Below are 19,972 nucleotides of genomic sequence, written 5' to 3' on the forward strand. Positions count from 1 at the left end.
GCACGCGGCCGAGCGCGCCGGCGAGATCGCGCAGCAGCAGTGCGCCTGCCTCCGTCGCCAGGTCGGCGACGGCGACCTGCGACGGCAGCGCATCGGCCGCCAGCGTGTCCGCGTCGAGCCGCGATGCCCGTTCGTCGCCATCGGCGCCCGGCGGCACCGCGAAGCGCAGCGTCACGTCCGCTTCGTCGAGCAGGCCGTTCGGCACCGGAAAATACTTGAGCAACGGATCCTCGCGATACTTCACGGCGAGGCGCTTCGAATACAGGTTCGCTTCGTGCTGCGCGCCCGCGAGACTGTCGAGGAACGCGGCGGCGATATCCCGCAGATTGGTCATCGGTGTTCTCCTCTAACCCGCGCCGGCAGGCCGGCGCGGGCGGGTTGTCACATCGGACGGATCAGGGCTTGGCCTGCAGCGTGAGGCTCGTGGACACGCCCGCGCCGTCGATCGTCGCGCTGACGGTCACGACCGACTTGCTGGTGTCGTCGAGCGCCTTGCAATCGATCTCGACCTTGCCGTTGGCGTCGGTCTTCGGCGGCGGATCGGCTTTCACGCTGTCGCCGTTCGCGGTGACCTCGAACCCCGCACCGCCGGCGTCGAACGCGAACTTCAGCTCGACACCCACTGCCGGCGTGCCGTCCGGCTTAAGCGCGGTCAGCACGTCCTTGCCGGAGTCTCCCTTGGCAATCGAGAGCGTCGCCTGCGCGCTCTTGAGTGACGGCGCCGACGGCGGCGGCAGCCGGTGCAGCACGCGCACCGGCACGACAACCGACTTCGCATCGACCTTGCCGCTGTCCGGCGCGGGGATCGACGCGGACACCGTCAGGTCGATCGCCTGCGCGTCGACCTCGCCTTCCGCCCAGAACAGGACGGACAACGAACCGTCGCCGTCGGTCTTGAACGACGTGACCTTGCCGGCTGCATCGAACGGGATGGTCGAACCGAACGGCGCGCGGCTCATCCGGAACTTGTCCGCGAGCGCGGGATCGATCTGGAACGCGACCTCCGTATTGCCGGCGAACAGCCCGCTCGAATTCTGCAGGCGCACCTGCAGCATCTGCTGCTGTGACGGATCGCCCGACATCACGGTCGACAACGCCGGACTGACCTGCATGTCACCGTTGCGGCTCGCGCCGGTCGCGGCGCTCGACAGGATGTTGAGCACGGTCGCGAGCCCGGCCGGCACGCCGGCCTGCGACGCATGCACGAACACGTCCTGCGTGTACTCGACCGAATAGCGCGAGTCCTGCGTCGCCTTCGAATCCTTCTTGCTCGAATAGCTGGCCTTCATCTGCGCCGACAGGCTGAACGGCCCCCAGCCGATCTTGCCCTGCGCCGACAGTTCGCCCGCGATCGCTTCCGACTTCGACTCTTCCGACGTCGACGACGCCGCCGCGTTGATGTTCGCCTTGAACTGGATCGTCACTTCGTCGACCAGGATCAGCGGCACCGGCACGATCGTCAGCAGCGGCACGATCAGCTTCACCATCTGCCCGTCCTTCTGGTACAGGAAGGTGACGTTGACGGCCTGCTTCACTCCGTCGGTGTCGGTCGTGAGGCCGACCTTGTCGATGAACTCGTAGGTGGATTTCGCGGCCATCGCCTGCGCGGTGATCGCGGCCTGCAACGGGCCGCCGATCAGGGCGCTGTAGTCGATCCCGTTCAACAGACTCCGGGCGGACTCGGCCGCCGAATTGTCAACTGGCATGATTGATCTCCTGTGATTTCGGTTCCGCACGCGCCGCCGTGCTGTCTCGCCGGCGCGTGCGGTACGTCATGCGGCCGCCGGCCCTCGGCGGGCGACGGCCGGGCCGGCGGTTACGGGCGCGGCGGCGGGCGCAGGCGGAAGCGCATGCGGTTTGCGGAAAGCTCCGCATCCACGCTGTAGCGCCGCCAGATCGCGAAACCGGTCAGCAGCGCGAACGTGCTGACGGTCGTGACCACCACGCCGCCGTAGATCGCGGCGTTCGGCACGGGACGAAACGGCCAGGTGAACAGCGCGGTGTCCCCTTCCGCGTGATCGTCGGCGGCCCGAGGTTCGAGCAGCTTCGTCCACTCCTTGACCTGCTGCGCGTCGGTGACGTCGACCAGGATCTCCCCGGCGAATCGATTGACGAGTTGCGCCACTTCGACCTGTGTGGCGCGATCGTCCTTCCAGACAATCACATTTTCGCTTTCCATTTTTCACTCCTTTTCATTAAGAATACCGGGTGAATTCGCCCTCGGAATATCGCGCATTCTCCCGTCCGCGGGCGAATGCAACGCAATATCCGCCCGCCATTCAAATTGCGCCGAATGCGAATGCCGCTCAATACCTCCGATTGCGTAGTGAAAAGCGAATCGCCGGAATCACAATTCGCGGCCGATTTTCATCAGGCGGGCAAGTTCGTGAATGGACAATTTGTGCATGATGTTTTCACGATGCTTGCTGACCGTGCGCGGGCTGACATCGAGCAACCTTGCGATTTCCTTGCTCGCGAGACCGGCACCGATCAGGCGCAGCACATCCCGCTCACGCGGCCCGAGCGCGGCGATCTTCGCAAGGAGAGAGGTCGTCCGCGAGCGGCGGCGCATGTTCGACCGCATACGCGACGAGTTGCGCGGTGCCCGTCAGCCCGAGCTTGCGCACGATGTTCGAGCGATGCTTGCGCACCGTCATCGGCGCGGCCCCCAATGCCTCGGCAATTTCCGTACAGCGCATCCCCCGCGCGATCAACGACACGATCTCGCGCTCCTTCCTCGTCAGAGAATCGCTAACCATTCACAATCCCCGGAATTATTTTGATTTCTCGTTGATTCGCGACGCATGGCCAGCGTCATGAGTGCATTTCATGCGTGGCACGCGCATGAAACACAACGACATATTGAATCGGAATGCGTGAATGATGCGATGCGTTTTTTTACGGATTTTTCAATGCCGATCGACAGGAACGACAGTCGTGCGGCATGCCGGAACCGAAGCGCGCCATTTCGGCGAGTTGGGCATAATGGCGTACTGCTTTCGGCACCGGTTGCCCGGCACCCCACCGACCTTTCAATCAGGAAACGTCATGTACCCACCGATCGAACCCTACGCCCACGGCCATCTCGACACCGGCGACGGCCACCGCATCTACTGGGAGCGCTGCGGCAACCCCGCCGGCAAGCCCGCCGTGTTCCTGCACGGCGGCCCCGGCGCCGGCTGCAGCGCCGACCATCGCCGCCTGTTCGATCCGGAGCGCTACGACATCCTGCTGTTCGACCAGCGCGGCTGCGGGCGTTCGACGCCGCATGCGAGCCTCGAGAACAACACGACGTGGCATCTGGTTGCCGACATCGAGCGCCTGCGCGAGATGGTCGGCGCGGAAAAGTGGCTCGTGTTCGGCGGCTCGTGGGGCAGCACGCTGTCGATCGCGTATGCGGAAACGCACCCGGAGCGCGTGAGCGCGCTGGTCGTGCGCGGCATCTTCACGATACGCCGCGCGGAAGTGCTGTGGTACTACCAGGAAGGCGCGTCGTGGCTATTCCCCGACCTGTGGGAAGCCTTCCTTGCACCGATTCCCGAAGCCGAGCGCGGCGACCTGATCGCCGCCTACCATCGCCGGCTGACCGGCAACGACGAAGCCGCGAAGCTCGAAGCAGCGCGCGCCTGGAGCATCTGGGAAGGCCGCACGATCACGCTGCTGCCCGACCCCGCACTCGCCGCGCACTTCGCGGACGGCCACTACGCACTCGCGTTCGCGCGGATCGAGAATCATTACTTCGTGAACCAGGGTTTCGTCGAGGAAGGCCAGCTGCTGCGTGACGCGCATCGTCTCGCCGGCATTCCGGGCGTGATCGTGCAGGGCCGCTATGACGTCGCGACGCCTGCTCGCACCGCATGGGAGCTGTCGAAGGCCTGGCCGGATGCGACGTTCGAGATCGTGCCCGGCGCCGGGCATGCGTACAACGAACCGGGGATCCTGGAGGCGCTGATCGCGGCCACGGACCGGTTCGCGAACTAAGGCGCGCCATCGGGCAACGCCGCGCGCGCGCCGATTGATCCGCGTCGAGCCTCCAGCCATTGCGCGGGCCGGATGTCTGCCGGCCGGGAAGTTGGAGGCCGTTCCGTCATCGCGGGTCGCTGCGGTTTGCCGGATGGCACGCACACCGGCCACTCTTTCCACTTCGAAGGCTGATTCATGGCGTTGCCCCCGACCGAACCCCGTTCCGAGCGTCTCGACCGCCCTGCGGTCAAGTCGCTTGCCGTCCGCGTGAACGGCTTGCGCATTCACACGAAAGTGGCCGGAGCCGGCCGGGCCGTCGTGCTGCTGCACGGCTGGCCGCAAACGTCGTATGCGTGGCGAAAGCTCGTGCCGTTGCTTTCGCCTCACTGCATGGTCGTCGCCCCCGACCTGCGCGGATTCGGCCACTCCAGCAAGCCCGCGGCAGGCTATGACAAGAAGACCGTCGCAGGCGACATCGCCGCGTTGCTGCATGCGCTGCAGATCGAAAAGGCCTGCATCGTCGGACACGACATGGGCGGCCAGGTGGGCTACGCGTTCGCGGCGCTGTATCCGCAACTCACGGAGCGGTTCGTGTTCATCGAGAGCGGCTTGCCGGGCTTCGGCCAGGAAAAGGCGATGAACGTGGCCACGGGCGGCAGCTGGCACTTCGGCTTCAATATGGCGGGGGACATTTCGGAAGAGCTGGTTCGCGGCCGTGAAGCACTGTTCGTGCGCCACTTCATCCGGCGCGACACGGTAGGCACCGTCGATCCCGAGTCCATCACCGAAGCGGACATCGACGTCTACGCGACCGCGCTCACGCAGCCCGGCGCCCTTCGTGCGAGCTTCAGCTACTACCGCACCCTGTTCGTTGATCTCGACGACAACAAGACGTTCGGCGCGAAGAAACTCGACATGCCTGTCCTCGCCATCGGATGCGAATTCGGGTACGGCGAAGGATCGAAGGCCACCATGGCGCAGGTCGCGTCCGATGTGCACGGGATCGTGCTGCGCGACTCCGGCCACTATCCCGCCGAAGAACAGCCGGAACAGCTTGCGTCCGTCCTTCTCGACTTTCTCGCGCGATGATGTCCGCCGGTTGCCGACGATCGCCGCAAGCCGCCGGGATGTGCCGTCAGCAGCTTGATCCTGCCCGGGGGTTCACAGCGCGGTTTCGACGATCGCCCTGCCGCTGATCGCCCGCTCGACGAGCTGCTCGTCGCCGACCTTGCGGATCGCGTCGTCGAGCAGCCCCTCCGGCGCTTCGGTCGCCACCTTCAGCAAGCCCGACAGGCCGCGCGCGTCGAGCACCACCAGCGTCTCCATCGAATCCGCACGGCTCACGAGCACGCGGCGCCACGCCGGCCCCGCGCCGAAGCTCGCACAAAGCGCAATCGTCTCGCTGCCGAGCGTGTAGTCGAAGGTCTTGATCATGATCCGCCGCCGTTGCAAGGGAATGGCGCTGCGCGACGGTGCGGCGCCGTGACGTCGACGCACCCGCGCGTGCCGCCGGTGCCCGAATCAAGCCAGATCCGTTCGCCGGCATGGCCATGCTAGGCGTGCAGTATTAACGAAGACTTAAACCGCAATGCGCGCGGGCACGCGGCATCGCGCGACATTACGGCGTGTCGAGCGGCTCCACCGTCACGCCGACCTTCAGCTCCTGATCCGCACCGCCGCCACGGATCACTCCGCGCAACGGCGTCACGTCCGCGTAGTCGCGGCCGATCGACAGCATCACGTAGTCGTCGCCCGGCGCGCGATCGTTGGTCGGATCGAGCTGCAACCAGCCGTTGTCCTCGGGCCATGCCGGGTCGTACACCTCGACCCACGCATGCGACGCATCGGCGCCGATCAGCCGCGGCTGCCCGGGGGGCGGCTGCGTCAGCAGGTAGCCGCTCACGTAACGCGCGGCCAGCCCGAGCGAGCGCAGCCCGCCGATCATCACGTGCGCGAAATCCTGGCACACGCCCTTGCGCAAGCGCAGCGCGTCGAGCGCCGACGTCGTGATGTCGGTGCTGTTCGGCGTATAGGCGAAATCGGCATGCACGCGCCGCATCAGGTCCCAGGCAGCCTGCACGAGCGGCCGTTGCGGCGTGAAGCTCGCGGCCGCATACGCGGCGAGTTCGGCATCACACGCGACATGCGGCGACGTGAACACGAATTCGCTCGCGGCATCGTAAGGCTGCCCCGCGCGAAACCGCAGGCGGTCGCGCACGGCTTCCCACGCAGTCGCCTGTTTCGCGTCGGGATGCGCGATGGCGGGCGGCGGCGCGCCGCGCGCACCGCGCGACCACACGGGCGGCGTCACGCGTACCGTGCTGCGGCTGCGCACGAGCAGCGCGTCATGTGGCAGGTTCAACGCGAACGATGCGCGCGCGTTGCCGAATGCATCGATCTCGGTACAGACCGATTCCGGCTCGGGATCGATGTCGAGCGCGAACGACAGCACTTGCTGGCGCGGCGTCTCGAGCGGTTGCAGCCGTGCCTGGTGCTGCGCCGATTCGACGCGCGCCGCGTAACGGTATTCGGTGTCGTGCGTGACGCGCAGCAACCGGCCCGGCGCGACGTCGGCGGTCGTTGCTTTCGCGGCCGATGCCGATGCCGATGCGTTCCGGGCATCGCCGGAACCCGGCGGGGCTTTCCCCGCGCCTTTCGTCGTCACCATAACGTCCTGCCCGCCTCGCGTACGTGGCTGAAATAGCGCTCGCCGATCCGGTTCGACAGTTCCCAGACCGCCTTCGCCGTCGTGTCGAGCGCTTCGAGCAGCGCGCCGTGCCGGCCACCGTCGGTGGTTTCGCACAGCTCGTGCAGCGACCACGCGGGCACGTCCGGAATCGTCTCGGCCAGTTCGGACAGCGCATAACCTTCGCTGCGCTCGACCTTCGTCAGCCGGCCCCGCAGCGCCTGCACGACCCAGCCGAGCGAGCGCGGATTGTCGGTATCGAGCACGACGAGCGACAGCAGCGGCGCGACATCGAAGCCGCGCTGGAAACGCGAACGGAACGTGATCGTGCTGTCGAACAGCTCCAGCACGAGCTCGAAGCCGTCCTGCCGGTGCACCGCGCCTTCGTCGAACGCACACTTCAGCACGCTGCACAGGAAGTCCAGCCGGTCGATCTGCCGGCCGATCGACAGCAGCCGCCAGCCGTCGTCGCGCGTCATGTTGTCGGTCTGCGCGCCCGTGATCGCGCCGAGCAGCAGGCCGAGGCGCTCCAGCAACTGCAGCGCGTCGTTGCCGATCTGTTCCTCGGCTTCCGGCTGGCCCGCGCTGTCCGCGAACAGCTGGGTCGCATCGTCGATCAGGCGCCACTGGTCGCTCGACAGCCGTTCGCGGATCGCGGCAGCCGCGCCACGCATCCCGAACAGGCACGACGCAATGCCCGACGTGCGATCCGCGCCGCGCGTCAGCGACGTCGCGAGCGCGTGCTGGAACGCACGCGGCGCATCGACGGCGTTCGGTGCATCGGCCGCGATCAGGCCCGTGTCGCGACACAGCGTGTCGAGCAGCTCCAGGTGCGCGGGGCTGTCGACGTCGTCCTCGCCGCGCAGCCGTTCGAGCGCCGCGCGCGCGAGCCGCATCAGGTTGGTCGCGCGCTCGGTGTAACGGCCGAGCCAGAACAGGTTCTCGGCCGCGCGGCTCGCGATCGCGCGCGGCCGTTCGACGAGGTCGTCGGGGCCGAGATGCGTCTGCAGCAGCGTCGTCGAATCGACGATGCCTTCGGTCATCACCCATGTATCGACGGTGCTGCCGCCGCGCGGCATCGGCGCATTGAACAGCGTGTCGCGCGTGCCGACCCGTGACAGCCCGCCCGGCAGGAGCCGCCAGCGCTGCGCACCGTCGGCGAGCGCGAAGACGCGCAGCAGCACCGGCTTCGGCACGATGCGCGCGCCGCCGTGGCCGTCGGGCGCGTCCTGACGCGGCCAGGTCGGCGCCTGCGACAGCGGCAGGTCGGCCTGCACCGTGTAGTGTTCGGGCCGCGCGAGGATGCGTGCGCGCCACTCGGCCAGCTGCGCCTGCGTGAGCCGCGCGCCGATCACCGGCTCGAGCGGGCCGCCGGGCTGCACGTCGGGTGGATAGGATGCCTTCACGATGGCGCGCGCGAGTTGCGGCAACGCGTCGTCGCACGCGGCCGCCTCGCCGCACCACCACGAATGCACGGCCGGCAGCGTCAGCGTTTCGCCGAGCAGCCCTTCCGCGAGACGCGGCATGAAGCCGAGCATCGCCGGCGATTCGAGGAAGCCCGAGCCCGGCGCGTTCGCGAGCAGCACATTGCCCGCGCGCACGGCCTGCAGCAGCCCCGGCACGCCGAGCATCGAATCGGGCCGCAGTTCGAGCGGATCGAGCCACGCGTCGTCGACACGCCGCAGGATGCCGTGCACAGGTTCGAGGCCGCTCAGCGTCTTCAGGAATACGCGGTTGTCGCGCGCGGTCAGGTCGCCGCCTTCGACGAGCGTGAGGCCGAGGTAGCGCGCGAGATACGCGTGCTCGAAATACGTCGCGCTGTGCGGCCCCGGCGTCAGCAGCACGATCCGCGAGTTCTTGCGGGCCGGGCTGAGCGCCTGCATGCTCTGCAGCAGCGCGCGATACGCGGACGCGAGCCGCTGCACGCGCAGCCCGCGAAATCCGCGCGGAAAGAGCCGCGACACGATCAGCCGGTTTTCGAGCAGGTAGCCGAGGCCGGCCGCGCCCTGCGTGTGCTGCGCGACGATCCGCCACTGCCCGTCCGGACCACGCGCGAGATCGAACGCGACCACGTGCAGCCAGGTGTCGCCCGGCACGCTCGCGCCGCGCATCGCGCGCAGGTAGCCGGGGTGCCCGGTGACGAGCGCGGGCGGCAGCAGCCCGCGCTCGAGGATCGTCTGCGGCCCGTACAGGTCGGCCAGCGTCGCGTTGAGCAGCCGCACGCGCTGCAGCACGCCGCGCTCGATCGCGACCCAGTCCTCGGGCGTGACGATCAGCGGCAGCAGGTCGAGCGACCACGGGCCGGCCGCGCCGTCGCCGGCGCGCTGCTCGTGCAGTTGGTAGAACAGGCCGTTCTCGCGCATGCGCCGATGCAGCGCGTCGGCGCGGCGATCGAGGTCGGCCACGCCGTCGCTGCCGATCGATGTGAAGAAACTGCGCCACGCGGGCGCGAGCGCAGGCGCGTTCAGGCCGGCCGCGCTGCCACGCAGTTCGTCGTAGCGGCCGGCGGCCGCCGGCGCCGCGAGCGCGGCGGCCAGTTCCGCGGCATCCGGCTGCGCGCCGGTATCGAAAAGCGTGGGCATCGCGTCGAGGGCGGCGAGATGGTCGGTGTTTATGGGCGGCACGGTGTCGTTCCGTCGTCAGGGCGCGGCCGCGCACGCGCGCCGCCGCGCCGGCGGCGATACGCGGCGTGCGGCCGCAATCTGCCCGCATCCTAGCATTCCGGCGGGGCCGCCATCACCCCATTTGCCGGGAGACCGCACACCGCGCATCGTCGTCCGCCTCGTCATCGTCCGGTCACGGCCGCCGCAAGTCGAGCGTGAACGGGAATTCGCGGCTCGGCGCGGCGGGCGCGACCTCCATCCGCCCCGGCGTATGCCCCATCTCGACGAAGCGTGCGAGCCGGCGGCTCTCCGCTTCGTAGGCATTGACCGGGAACGTCGCGTAGTTGCGTCCGCCCGGATGCGCGACGTGGTAGCGGCAGCCGCCGAGCGAGCGCTGCAGCCACGTATCGACGATGTCGAACGTGAGCGGCGCGTGCACGCCGATGGTCGGATGCAGCGCGGACGGCGGCGACCACGCCTTGTAGCGCACCCCCGCGACGTATTCGCCGACGGTGCCGGTCGGCTGCAGCGGCAACGCGCGGCCGTTGACGGTCACGACGTGGCGGTTGTCGTTCAGCCCCGTCACGCGCACTTCGAGCCGTTCGACCGACGAATCGACGTAGCGCACCGTGCCGCCGGGCGCACCCTCCTCGCCCATCACGTGCCACGGTTCCAGCGCGCCGCGCAGCGACAGCTGCATGCCGTTCACCGCGATCTGGCCGAACAGCGGGAAGCGGAATTCGAAGTGCGGCGCGAACCACGCCGGATCGAACGCGAAACCGGCGTCGCGCAGCTCGGCCAGCACGTCGTCGAAATCCATCTGAAGAAACTCGGGCAGCATGAAGCGGTCGTGCAGCGCGGTGCCCCAGCGCGTGAGCGGCGTCGTGTACGGCGCGGCCCAGAAACGCGCGACCAGCGCGCGCAGCAGCAGTTGCTGCACGATGCTCATCCGTGCATGCGGCGGCATCTCGAACGCACGCAGTTCGAGCAGGCCGAGCCGGCCGGTCGACGAGTCCGGCGAATACAGCTTGTCGATACAGAATTCGCTGCGGTGCGTGTTGCCCGTCACGTCGATCAGCAGGTTGCGCAGCACGCGGTCGACCAACCACGGCGGCATGTCCTGCCCGAACAGCAGCTTGTTGCGCTGGATCTCGGCGAACGCGATGTCGAGCTCGTAGAGCTGGTCGTTGCGCGCCTCGTCGACGCGCGGCGCCTGGCTCGTCGGCCCGATGAACAGCCCGGAGAACAGGTAGGACAGCGACGGATGGTTGTGCCAGTACGCGATCAGGCTCGCGAGCAGGTCCGGGCGGCGCAGGAACGGGCTGTCGGCCGGCGTCGCACCGCCGAGCACGAAGTGGTTGCCGCCGCCGGTGCCGACGTGGCGGCCGTCGACCATGAATTTCTCGCTGCACAGCCGCGACTGCCACGCGGCGTCGTACAGGAATTCGGTGTGGTCGACGAGTTCGTCGAAGTTGGCGGCCGGATGGATGTTCACCTCGATCACGCCGGGATCGGGCGTCACCTGCAGCAGCTTCAGCCGCGCGTCGCGCGGCGGCGGATAGCCTTCCAGCACGAGCTTCACGCCCAGCGCATGCGCGGTCAGCTCGATCGCGCCGAGCAGGTCGAGATAATCCTCGAGCGCGGCAAGCGGCGGCATGAACAGGTACAGGATGCCGTTGCGCACTTCGACGCACAGCGCGGTGCGCGTGATCCACGCAGCCGACTCGAAGCGCTCGGGAACGCGACCCGGGTCGCGCGCGGCAGGCCGACCGTTCCCGGCCGGGCCGTCGTCGCGCCACTGCATCACGGTCTGCGCGGACGCCTCGCGATGCACGCCGGACAGGTAGCGCGGCGCATCGGCCGGCCCCGCGTAGCGCGCGCGGATCGCGGCGGCTTCCGGCAGCGCGTCGCGCGGCGCGAACGGATCGCGCTCGACGAGATACGGATAGTCGGCACGGCTGGCCCACGGCAGCGAATCGAGCGGCAGCCGATAACCCATCGGCGAATCGCCGGGCACGAGGTACATCCGCTCGTCGCGGAAGAACCACGGCCCCGTCTGCCAGCGCGGCCCGTCGAGGCCCGGCGCAGTGTCCACGCGCTTGACCGGCAGCACGTAGCCGACCACGCTGTCGAGCTGCTGCTCGAACACCTTGCGCAGCCGCGCGCGTTCGAGCTCGTCGTCGAGGCGCGAGTCGAACGGGTCGACGTTGACCGGCAGCCGGCGCTCGCGCCACAGGTAGTACCAGACGTCCTCGTAGCCGGGCCGGATGAATTCGCCGGTCAGGTTCAGCCGCGCGGCCAGCGCATCGATGAAGCGCTTCGCGTCGTCGGTCGTATACGCGGACGGCTCGCGCTCGTCGGCGAACAGCGACGGGTCGTGCCACACGGGCTGGCCGTCGGCACGCCAGAAGATCGACAACGCCCAGCGCGGCAGCTGCTCGCCCGGATACCACTTGCCCTGCCCGAAATGCAGGAAGCCGCCGTCGCCGTATTCGGCGCGCAGCCGCTGCACGAGTTCGGTCGCGTAACCGCGCTTGGTCGGGCCGAGCGCGTCGGTGTTCCACTCGGCACCGTCGCGATCGTCGATCGACACGAAGGTCGGCTCGCCGCCCTGCGTGAGCCGAACGTCGCCGGCCGCGAGTGCGCCGTCGACCTGCGAACCGAGCGTCAGCACGGCGTCCCATTGCGAATCCGTATACGGCTTCGTCACGCGCGGCGATTCGTACACGCGCGTCACGGTCATCTCGTGCTCGAACGACACCTCGCACTCGTCGATCAGCCCCTCGACCGGCGCGGCGCTCGTCGGCTGCGGCGTGCAGGCCAGCGGAATGTGGCCCTCGCCCGCGAGCAGGCCCGAAGTCGGGTCGAAGCCGATCCAGCCGGCGCCCGGCAGGTACACCTCGCACCATGCGTGGAGGTCGGTGAAGTCGACCGACGTGCCGCTCGGGCCGTCGAGCGACTTCACGTCGGGCGTCAGCTGAATCAGGTAGCCCGACACGAAACGCGCGGCGATGCCGAGATGGCGGCACAGCTGCACGAGCAGCCACGCGCTGTCGCGGCACGAGCCGGACGCCAGCTCGAGCGTCTGCTCGGGCGTCTGCACGCCCGGCTCCATCCGCACGAGATAGCCGATGTCGCGCTGCAGTTGCTGGTTCAGCGCGACGAGGAAGTTCACGGTGCCGGCCGGCGTGCGATCGACGCCGTCGACGTACGCGCGGAACAGCGGCGCCGCGCTCGTCTGCGGGTCGCACACGAGATACGGCGCGAGCTCGGTCTTCAGCGCATCGTCATAGCTGAACGGGTATTGCTCCGCGCTCGCCTCCAGAAAGAAGTCGAACGGGTTGTACACCGACATCTCGGCGACGAGATCGATCGTGATCTCGAAGTGCTCGGTGCGCTCCGGAAACACGAGCCGCGCGAGATAGTTCGAGAACGGGTCCTGCTGCCAGTTGATGAAGTGCTGCGCGGGCTCGACCGTCATCGAATACGCGAGGATCGGCGTCCGGCAGTGCGGCGCGGGCCGCAGCCGCACGACCTGCGGGCCGAGGTTGACGAGCCGGTCGTAACGATAGCGGGTGGTGTGATGCAGCGCGACGTGGATGGACATGGGAGCTCGGTTCGGGTTGGGCCGGCCGCGCGCCGCGTCGCGTTGAACGCGACGCGGCGGCCCGGCCTGGCGGATTCGGCGAAAACGCGCGTCGGGTCAGACGAGCTCGGGTGTCTGCACGACGCTGATCTCGACGCCGACGGTCGTCGCACCGAGCCCCGTCACCGGCTGCGCGTCGCGATAGTCGAGGCCGACCGCGATGCGCACGTAACGCTCGTCCGGGCAGCGATTCATGAACGGATCGAACCCGACCCAGCCGAGCCCTTCGACATAGGCCTCGGCCCACGCATGGCCGGCCGGCTGCTGCATCAGCCCGGCCGCTTGCGGCTGCGCACCGAGCGCCGGCTGCGGCAGCCCCTGCGATTGCGCGGCGTGCGACGCGCCGAGCACCTGCTGCATGCCCTCGCCGCTCTGCAGCGCGAGCGCTTCTTCCTGCTCGTCGTCACCCACGTTCTGTTTCGCGTCGGCGATGCGCTGCATCGCGCTGTCCGCGAGCACGTAGCCCGAGATATAGCGGGCGGGAATCTTCAGCACGCGCGCGGCCGCGATGAACGCATGCGCATGGTCGCGGCTCGTGCCCTCGCCGCTTTGCAGCGCGGTTTCCGCGTCGACGGGCGCGTCGGCGGCCAGGTTCGGCGCATACGCGATGCGGTCGTGCACTTCCGTCATCAGCCAGTGCAATGCGTCGAGGCCACGCGGGTCGATGGGCAGCGCGTCCGTGAGCTCGCGCACAGTGTCGCCGGCCTTCGTGAGCGCGGTCTCGCGTTCGAAGATCCACGGCGGCGCATAGCCTTCAGGATTACCGAGAATGCCGGCGCGGTCCTGCGTCTCGACGACGCCGGCCGCGATGACGACGATCTCGGCCTTCGCGCCGCGCTCGTGCCGCACGAGGTCGATGCGGTTGCCGAGCCCGTCGGCGTACGACAGCGACGGCTCGACGCCGTCGATCGTGACCTGCCACGCGCGCACCGTCTGCCCGGGGCCTGATTGCGGGCGCAGCCGCAGCCGTTGCAGCGCATGGGTGGCTTGATCGTCGAACTGATAACGCGAGATGTGTCGAATGGCGAGTCGCATGGCAAGTCTCAGTCGAAGTTGTAAGCCTGGGCGATTTCGATCCCGAGGCTGTTGTTGCGGCCGATGAAGTCGGTCAGGAATTCGTGCAGGCCGCTCTTGAAGATCCGCTCGACCGACGTATCGGACAGCATCTGCAGGATCTTCGTGGCCGTGTCGTGACACGGGTGTGTCACGCCGTAATCCTTTGCGAGCAGGTTCAGGCTCGACACGACGCGCCCGTAGCAATAGCGCAGCGAGCGCGGCATGCGGCCGTTCAGGATCAGGTAGTCGGCGATGTTCATCGGCTTGTACTGCACGTCGTACACCCAGCGGTACGACCGGTGCGCGGCGACGCAGCGCAGGATCGTCTCCCACTGGTAGTTGTCGAGGATCGTGCCGACGTGCGACACCGACGGCAGCAGCAGGTGGTATTTCACGTCGATGATCCGCGCGGTGTTGTCGGCGCGCTCGACGAACGCGCCGATCTGCGCGAAATCGAAGATCTCGTTGCGCAGCATCGTGCTGTAGAAGCTGCCGAGGATCAGCGCGGTTTCGCGCTTCACCTGGTCGAGCACGGCCGGCAGCTCGCTTTCCGGCACCGGCTGCGCGAGCGCGCGGCGCAGCGCGAGCCAAGCGCCGTTCACGCTCTCCCACGCCTCGCGCGTGAGCGCCGTGCGCACCATCCGCGCATTCGAGCGCGCGGCCTCGATGCACGACAGCACGCTCGACGGGTTGTCGCGGTCGCGCAGCAGGTAGTCGGTCACGGTATCGGCCGCATACGCGTCGTATTTCTGCCGGTAACCTTCATCCGTGCCCGAGCTGACGAGCACCGACGACCATTCGGCCGGCGCGTCGGACGTGCGCGTGAGCGCCATCCGCAGCCCGGCATCGACGATGCGCGCGATATTCTCCGCGCGCTCGATATAGCGGTACATCCAGTAGAGACCGCTTGCAGTACGTCCCAGAAGCATCTCGTGTCCACTCCGTCTTCGTTCGGTTCGCGCGCCGGCTCCGGCGCGCGCGGTAGCATCCGGCTCAGTCGGCCAGCACCCAGGTGTCCTTGGTGCCGCCGCCCTGGCTCGAGTTGACGACGAGCGATCCCTCCTTCAGCGCGACCCGCGTGAGCCCGCCCGGGGTGATGCGGATCCGGTCCGACACCAGCACGAACGGCCGCAGGTCGACGTGGCGCGGCGCAAGGCCGGCGTCGGTCAGGATCGGCGTCGTGGACAGCGCGAGCGTCGGTTGCGCGATGTAGTTCGCGGGGCGCGCGCGCAGCTTCGCGGCGAACGCCTCGATCTCCGCTTTCGACGCGGCCGGCCCGACCAGCATCCCGTAGCCGCCCGAGCCGTGCACTTCCTTCACGACCAGTTCGTCGAGATGGTCGAGCACGTACTTCAGGCTGTCGGCCTCGCCGCAGCGCCAGGTCGGCACGTTCTCCAGCAGCGCCTTGCGGCCCGTGTAGAACTCGACGATCTCCGGCATGTACGAGTAGATCGCCTTGTCATCGGCGATGCCGGTGCCGGGCGCGTTCGCGATCGTGATGTTGCCCGCGCGGTAGACGTCCATGATCCCCGCGACGCCGAGCACCGAATCGGGGCGGAACGTGAGCGGATCCAGGAACGCGTCGTCGACGCGGCGGTACAGCACGTCGATCGGCTGGAAACCTTCGGTCGTGCGCATCGCGACGCGGCCGTCGATCACCTGCAGGTCGCTGCCTTCGACGAGATGCACGCCCATCTGGTCGGCCAGGAACGAATGTTCGTAGTAAGCGGAGTTGTGGATGCCCGGCGTGAGCACCGCGACGGTCGGGTTGTCGGCGTTGCCGCCCGGCGGGCATACGGCCGCGAGCGACTGGCGCAGCATCTGCGGATAGGTTTCGACCGGGCGCACCTTGACCTGCTGGAACAGCTCCGGGAAGAGCTGCATCATCGTCTCGCGGTTTTCCAGCATGTACGACACGCCGGACGGCGTGCGCGCGTTGTCCTCCAGCACGTAGAACTCGTTCTCGCCGGTGCGCACGATGTCGACGCCGATGATGTGCGTGTAAACGTTGCCGGGCGGCCGGAAGTCGATCATCTCCGGGATGAACGCTTCGTTGTGCGCGATCAGGTGCTTCGGCACGATGCCGGCGCGCACGATTTCCTGACGATGGTAGATGTCGTCGAGGAACGCGTTGAGCGCCATCACGCGCTGCTCGATGCCGAGCGACAGCCGGCTCCATTCCGTGCCCGAGATGATGCGCGGGACGATGTCGAACGGAATCAGCCGCTCGGCGGCCTCCGCGTCGCCGTAGACGGCGAACGTGATGCCCGTCTTGCGGAACACGCCTTCCGCGTCGTGGGCTTTCTGGGCGAGGCTCGCGGGATTCTGCGTGTCGAGCCACTGCTTCAGGCGCGCGTAAGGCGCCCTTACCATGTCGCCGGATTGCAGCATTTCATCGAATGGCTTCATCGATCTTTTCTCCATCGATCGTTTTCCCCGGCATTGCGCATGCCGGACCGGCGTAACGACTGCGTTGCAAGGAACGTGCCTTGCGGGCTCCCTCGATAATCCCCCCTTTTTGCGCCGCGCCAGGCACGCCCGGGCGATATTGCGCACCACAGTGGTGCAGCACCCGACGCGACGTGCGACGACGGTGCGTCGCAGGCGCGCACGGCCGATGCTGCGCCGCGTCTTCCGAACATAGTTCCCCCGCGTGTCACGAATGTGCAATCTGCACTGCACAAAAAAAACGGCGCGACCGGGCACCGGGCCGCCACAATGGAGGCGGGCCGGCACGCACACGGCGCAACCGGCCCTGGGGGAAGTACCGTCTGCGGCGCGCCGGCAGTTCGATGCTGTGAACTGTCCGGTTAGCCGGATCCGGCACCTCAACGCTATGCAGCCGTAATCCCGCCGACAACGCCCATGCATATTTCGACTGACACCGATCGAAAAAAAACATCGGGCCGACCCATGCGAGGCGCGGTACGCTAGAAAATTGGTGCAGCACGGGGTGCCGCCCTTCAGGCGCCCGACTATAAAAAGCGAAGATCGAAATGGAAGCAAAGTGGCTGGAAGATTTCCTGAGCCTTGCGGATACCAAGAGTTTTTCCCGGGCCGCACGTCACCGGCACCTCACGCAGTCGGCATTCAGCAGACGAATTGCCGCACTCGAAACCTGGATGGACGCGAAGCTGGTCGACCGGAGCATCAACCCGATCACGCTGACGCCGGCCGGCCAGATGTTCCGCGGGCTCGCCGCGGACATCCTGCGCAGCATGTATGCGGCGCGCAATCTCGTGAACGGCTACGACCAGTTCGCGGCCAGCGATCAGGTCGTGCGTTTCGCGGTCGCCCATACGCTCGTCTTCACGCTGTTTCCCGAATGGCTCAAGCAGCTCAACGGCGAAGTCGGCCACGTGACCGCGCGCGTGAACGCGGTGAACGTGCCGGAAGGCGTGCAGCAGCTCGTCGAAGGTGAATGCGACCTGCTGCTCGGCTATCACCATCCGCAGTTGCCGATCGTGCTCGACCCGAACCACTTCCCGTTCGTCAGCCTCGGCGTCGAACGGATCCTGCCCGTATCGACGCCCGATGCGCGCGGCAAGCCCGTGTTCCAGCTGCCGGGCACACCCGACGCACCGCTGCCGCTGCTCGCGTATTCGTCGGGCGCGTTCCTCGGCAACATCGTCGAGATGCTGCTGCTGAACGCAACCGAGCCGTACGTGGTGCACCGGTGCTTCGAGACGCACATGTCCGAGGCGTTGAAGGGCATGGTCGTGGCCGGGCACGGGATCGGCTGGCTGCCGGAAAGCTGCGTCGCGAAGGAACTCGCGGAAGGCACGCTCGTATGCGCGGGTTCCGGCGACTGGATCACCGAACTCGAAATCCGCCTGTATCGGTCGGCCCGCAAGCGCGGGCTCGCGGCCGAGCAACTGTGGACGTACATCATGAACCGGCCGCGCGCAGCGGTCGAAGGTGCCGTCGGCGCAGACGAACAGGCATCCGCGCCGGCGACGCGCATCGCACGGCGCAGCGCGGGCGCCGGCCGCTGATCTTCGCGATTGTGTTTGCGTTCGCGTTCGCGTCGTGTCCGGCGACGACGCGAACGCAACCGCGAATTTCAGCCATGCGGAGTGCACATGCATCCGCGTCGCTTCCCGGCGAACGCGACCCGCTTTTCCGACAGCAAACTGCGATCCCGCCGTCGCCTGAAAAATAACGCGCCAGACCGGTAATCGTTATCAGTGGAATCGCAAACGTTTGCAATTCACGCTTGATTTTTTACATCCGACACGATACCCGGATATATTCCGTCTTATTATCAGGACAGAAATAACCTGTTACAGAACAAATTAAAAGTTTCGATTCACCCGTAACAATCTAAAATACCAGCAACGTCACACTGCCCTGTTATTTCGCTCGACCTGTACCCGAATCGACCTCGATTCGCCGCAAACACAGTCGCAAATATTCCTTTTATCAGTCGTTATTTTTCGGCACGAATGCCGATACGACAGACGTGATTCAATGCGTGCGGGATCATCGCTACCGAATAGCAATATTCATATTCGGCAATATCGACTTTCTTCAGTATTAAGAGAGTCATGCAAATCCGCCCTTATCCTATGTAAATAGGATATTTCACCGCCGTCCCATTCGGGCCACACGCGATTGTTGGTTCGTAATCCATCGTGTATCAATAGCGTGTCGCAAAAAGAACGCTGGCAAATTTGACTCGGAATAAATACTCGTCATTGATTCCGGAACGGAGGTTGCAATGCCTTCCTCGATTCGACAGCACGCTCGCCCCTTCCTGAGCGCCGCCCTCTCCGCGCTCTGCATGAATGCAACGGCCCAGACGCCTGCGTCGGGTCCCGGCGACGGACGCTACGTGATCTCGTATATCTGCGGCGACGCGCGGATCGACGGCACGGCGCCGCTGCCTCCCGACGGCCGGCCGTACAACCTGGGCGTGTCGTTTGCTTCGGCCAGCACCGGGCAGCCGCTTGCCAATGTGCAGGTGCGCCTGCGGCGCCATGGGCGCGTGCTCGTCGAATTCAACGCGTCGGGGTCGCGCTGCCTGTTCAGCGTGCCCGACGCAAGTTACCGGGTGGAGGGGACGTACCAGGGCGCCACCCAGTTCGCGATCGTGGAAACGGGGGCACTCTCCACGCAGTTGCGATGGTAAGTCCCGCCTGACCCCGCCCCGATCACGCCATTCACCGCCGCGCATCGAATCAAGGAGCATTGCATGCCTCCTGCCGAACGACCGGACCGCTCGCCCGCCCCCCAGCCGAAACCCTCCTGGGGCCCGGGAAAGAACGCAGCACTCAGCTTCGTCGCGTTCGCCACGATCTTCGGCATCTTCGCGTATGCCGAGCGAGACACGACAGTCGGCCACCCGAGCGTGGCGCACGACATCTCCAGCGCAATCGGAACCGCGGTCGGGAAGTATCGCAACGCGATCGTAACCCTGGCCTCCCGCGCGAGCGCGTCGTCCGGCACATCCGTCGCGCCCGTGCCGGCGTCGACACGCGCGCAGGCCGTACCACCCGCGCCGCAATGGCAGGCAGCATCGGCGTCGGCTGCACCCGAGGTATCGACCGTGCCGCCCGTCACGCTCGCAGTCGCACCGGAAACCGCGCCGCGCCCCGCTTCCCGCGCCGTCGCGACGCACCGGCGGCCGTCGCATGCGCCACCCGTGACACTCGCGGCCGGTACGCAGCCGGCAACCGCCTCCGGTCGCGCCGCCACGCGGCACGGCGCCACGCACCGCCCGCCGCATGCGGACACGCTGGCAGGCACGGACAAGCGGATGAACTTCGCGCCCAAACCCCGGGCGTACGGCACCGACTCCACGCGCATGCAGACGGCGAGTGTCACGCACGCGGAACTGGAAAGCGCGCGTGCGCTGGCGAAGGCGCGCTCGTGCGCGGTGATCGACGAATGGAACTGTGTCGAGCAAAACGCGAGCCGGGCGCTCGCGATCGACCCGACGAACAGCGAATCGCGTGCCTTGCTCGGCCAGGCGATCCGTAACCGGCTGTGAGCCGGCGCCGCATTGCCGGGCACTCG

At 67.3% G+C, this 19,972-nt stretch carries 17 protein-coding genes; 5 read left to right on the forward strand and 12 right to left on the reverse strand.

What is annotated here, in order from left to right; all coding sequences use genetic code 11:
* The 5 genes from DPV74_RS04645 to DPV74_RS04665 all read right to left on the reverse strand — a co-directional run.
* The coding region (locus tag DPV74_RS04645; protein WP_162922948.1) for a hypothetical protein at positions 1 to 334 on the reverse strand (334 nt) is incomplete at its 3' end.
* Between the two features lie 61 nt (positions 335 to 395).
* Positions 396 to 1,706, reverse strand: coding sequence for a DUF2589 domain-containing protein (locus DPV74_RS04650; protein WP_080981948.1), 1,311 nt, complete (start codon positions 1,704 to 1,706; stop codon positions 396 to 398).
* A 110-nt stretch (positions 1,707 to 1,816) separates the two neighbouring features.
* Positions 1,817 to 2,179 carry a hypothetical protein gene (locus DPV74_RS04655; RefSeq protein WP_059696483.1) on the reverse strand — a complete coding sequence of 121 codons (363 nt, stop codon included), beginning with the start codon at positions 2,177 to 2,179 and terminating at the stop codon, positions 1,817 to 1,819.
* Between the two features lie 168 nt (positions 2,180 to 2,347).
* Positions 2,348 to 2,503: a LuxR C-terminal-related transcriptional regulator gene (locus DPV74_RS04660; RefSeq protein WP_230942755.1), complete on the reverse strand. Its 156-nt coding sequence runs from the start codon at positions 2,501 to 2,503 to the stop codon at positions 2,348 to 2,350.
* 7 nt (positions 2,504 to 2,510) lie between these two features.
* Complete coding sequence (locus tag DPV74_RS04665; RefSeq protein ID WP_059696484.1) at positions 2,511 to 2,759, reverse strand: response regulator transcription factor; 249 nt, start codon at positions 2,757 to 2,759, stop codon at positions 2,511 to 2,513.
* A gap of 289 nt (positions 2,760 to 3,048) precedes the next feature.
* Here DPV74_RS04665 and pip point away from each other — a divergent pair, with 289 nt between their 5' ends.
* Both pip and DPV74_RS04675 read left to right on the forward strand, forming a co-directional pair.
* A complete protein-coding gene (gene pip, locus DPV74_RS04670) occupies positions 3,049 to 3,981 on the forward strand; it encodes a prolyl aminopeptidase (RefSeq protein ID WP_060171220.1) in 933 nt (310 codons plus the stop codon).
* Positions 3,982 to 4,158: 177 nt separating this feature from the next.
* Complete coding sequence (locus tag DPV74_RS04675; protein ID WP_119336635.1) at positions 4,159 to 5,052, forward strand: alpha/beta fold hydrolase; 894 nt, start codon at positions 4,159 to 4,161, stop codon at positions 5,050 to 5,052.
* 72 nt (positions 5,053 to 5,124) lie between these two features.
* On the opposite strand, the gene DPV74_RS04680 is transcribed toward DPV74_RS04675, so the two are convergent.
* The 7 genes from DPV74_RS04680 to DPV74_RS04710 form a co-directional block, all read right to left on the reverse strand.
* The gene (locus tag DPV74_RS04680) at positions 5,125 to 5,397 is read right to left on the reverse strand and encodes a hypothetical protein (RefSeq protein WP_027791308.1); all 273 of its coding nucleotides are present in this window, start codon (positions 5,395 to 5,397) and stop codon (positions 5,125 to 5,127) included.
* Between the two features lie 184 nt (positions 5,398 to 5,581).
* The gene (locus tag DPV74_RS04685) at positions 5,582 to 6,631 is read right to left on the reverse strand and encodes a transglutaminase family protein (protein WP_119336636.1); all 1,050 of its coding nucleotides are present in this window, start codon (positions 6,629 to 6,631) and stop codon (positions 5,582 to 5,584) included.
* Positions 6,625 to 9,231, reverse strand: coding sequence for a circularly permuted type 2 ATP-grasp protein (locus DPV74_RS04690; RefSeq protein WP_060085090.1), 2,607 nt, complete (start codon positions 9,229 to 9,231; stop codon positions 6,625 to 6,627). The genes DPV74_RS04685 and DPV74_RS04690 overlap by 7 nt, the downstream gene beginning before the upstream one ends.
* A gap of 214 nt (positions 9,232 to 9,445) precedes the next feature.
* Entirely contained in the window at positions 9,446 to 12,859 is a 3,414-nt protein-coding gene (locus DPV74_RS04695) for a DUF2126 domain-containing protein (RefSeq protein ID WP_027791305.1), read from the reverse strand.
* A gap of 96 nt (positions 12,860 to 12,955) precedes the next feature.
* Positions 12,956 to 13,933, reverse strand: a complete 978-nt coding sequence (locus tag DPV74_RS04700) for a transglutaminase family protein (protein ID WP_060372336.1) — start codon at positions 13,931 to 13,933, stop codon at positions 12,956 to 12,958.
* A gap of 8 nt (positions 13,934 to 13,941) precedes the next feature.
* Positions 13,942 to 14,883 carry an alpha-E domain-containing protein gene (locus DPV74_RS04705; protein WP_021162096.1) on the reverse strand — a complete coding sequence of 314 codons (942 nt, stop codon included), beginning with the start codon at positions 14,881 to 14,883 and terminating at the stop codon, positions 13,942 to 13,944.
* Positions 14,884 to 14,947: 64 nt separating this feature from the next.
* Positions 14,948 to 16,363, reverse strand: coding sequence for a circularly permuted type 2 ATP-grasp protein (locus DPV74_RS04710; RefSeq protein WP_021162097.1), 1,416 nt, complete (start codon positions 16,361 to 16,363; stop codon positions 14,948 to 14,950).
* 587 nt (positions 16,364 to 16,950) lie between these two features.
* On the opposite strand from DPV74_RS04710, the gene DPV74_RS04715 reads away from it, so the two are divergent.
* The 3 genes from DPV74_RS04715 to DPV74_RS04725 all read left to right on the forward strand — a co-directional run bounded on the left by DPV74_RS04715 (position 16,951) and on the right by DPV74_RS04725 (position 19,946).
* Positions 16,951 to 17,949 (forward strand): LysR substrate-binding domain-containing protein, encoded by a 999-nt coding sequence (locus DPV74_RS04715; protein WP_027791302.1) that lies wholly within the window; start codon positions 16,951 to 16,953, stop codon positions 17,947 to 17,949.
* Positions 17,950 to 18,674: 725 nt separating this feature from the next.
* Positions 18,675 to 19,085, forward strand: coding sequence for a hypothetical protein (locus DPV74_RS04720; protein WP_027791301.1), 411 nt, complete (start codon positions 18,675 to 18,677; stop codon positions 19,083 to 19,085).
* Between the two features lie 63 nt (positions 19,086 to 19,148).
* The gene (locus tag DPV74_RS04725; RefSeq protein ID WP_119336638.1) at positions 19,149 to 19,946 is read left to right on the forward strand and encodes a hypothetical protein; all 798 of its coding nucleotides are present in this window, start codon (positions 19,149 to 19,151) and stop codon (positions 19,944 to 19,946) included.
* Positions 19,947 to 19,972: the final 26 nt, after the last annotated feature.

Origin of the sequence: Burkholderia sp. HAN2018, assembly GCF_024704855.1 — a bacterium.
GTDB classification, from domain to species: Bacteria; Pseudomonadota; Gammaproteobacteria; order Burkholderiales; family Burkholderiaceae; genus Burkholderia; species Burkholderia cepacia.

Bases quoted from the DNA above. Each gene is read 5' to 3' on its own strand.
- DPV74_RS04710 (WP_021162097.1), bottom strand. From the start codon at position 16,363: ATGAAGCCATTCGATGAAATGCTGCAATCCGGCGACATGGTAAGGGCG.
- DPV74_RS04655 (WP_059696483.1), bottom strand. From the start codon at position 2,179: ATGGAAAGCGAAAATGTGATTGTCTGGAAGGACGATCGCGCCACACAG.
- DPV74_RS04680 (WP_027791308.1), bottom strand. From the start codon at position 5,397: ATGATCAAGACCTTCGACTACACGCTCGGCAGCGAGACGATTGCGCTT.
- DPV74_RS04685 (WP_119336636.1), bottom strand. From the start codon at position 6,631: ATGGTGACGACGAAAGGCGCGGGGAAAGCCCCGCCGGGTTCCGGCGAT.
- DPV74_RS04675 (WP_119336635.1), top strand. From the start codon at position 4,159: ATGGCGTTGCCCCCGACCGAACCCCGTTCCGAGCGTCTCGACCGCCCT.
- DPV74_RS04725 (WP_119336638.1), top strand. From the start codon at position 19,149: ATGCCTCCTGCCGAACGACCGGACCGCTCGCCCGCCCCCCAGCCGAAA.
- DPV74_RS04720 (WP_027791301.1), top strand. From the start codon at position 18,675: ATGCCTTCCTCGATTCGACAGCACGCTCGCCCCTTCCTGAGCGCCGCC.
- DPV74_RS04715 (WP_027791302.1), top strand. From the start codon at position 16,951: ATGGAAGCAAAGTGGCTGGAAGATTTCCTGAGCCTTGCGGATACCAAG.
- DPV74_RS04700 (WP_060372336.1), bottom strand. From the start codon at position 13,933: ATGCGACTCGCCATTCGACACATCTCGCGTTATCAGTTCGACGATCAA.
- DPV74_RS04705 (WP_021162096.1), bottom strand. From the start codon at position 14,883: ATGCTTCTGGGACGTACTGCAAGCGGTCTCTACTGGATGTACCGCTAT.
- DPV74_RS04665 (WP_059696484.1), bottom strand. From the start codon at position 2,759: ATGGTTAGCGATTCTCTGACGAGGAAGGAGCGCGAGATCGTGTCGTTG.
- DPV74_RS04690 (WP_060085090.1), bottom strand. From the start codon at position 9,231: ATGCCCACGCTTTTCGATACCGGCGCGCAGCCGGATGCCGCGGAACTG.
- DPV74_RS04650 (WP_080981948.1), bottom strand. From the start codon at position 1,706: ATGCCAGTTGACAATTCGGCGGCCGAGTCCGCCCGGAGTCTGTTGAAC.
- pip (WP_060171220.1), top strand. From the start codon at position 3,049: ATGTACCCACCGATCGAACCCTACGCCCACGGCCATCTCGACACCGGC.
- DPV74_RS04695 (WP_027791305.1), bottom strand. From the start codon at position 12,859: ATGTCCATCCACGTCGCGCTGCATCACACCACCCGCTATCGTTACGAC.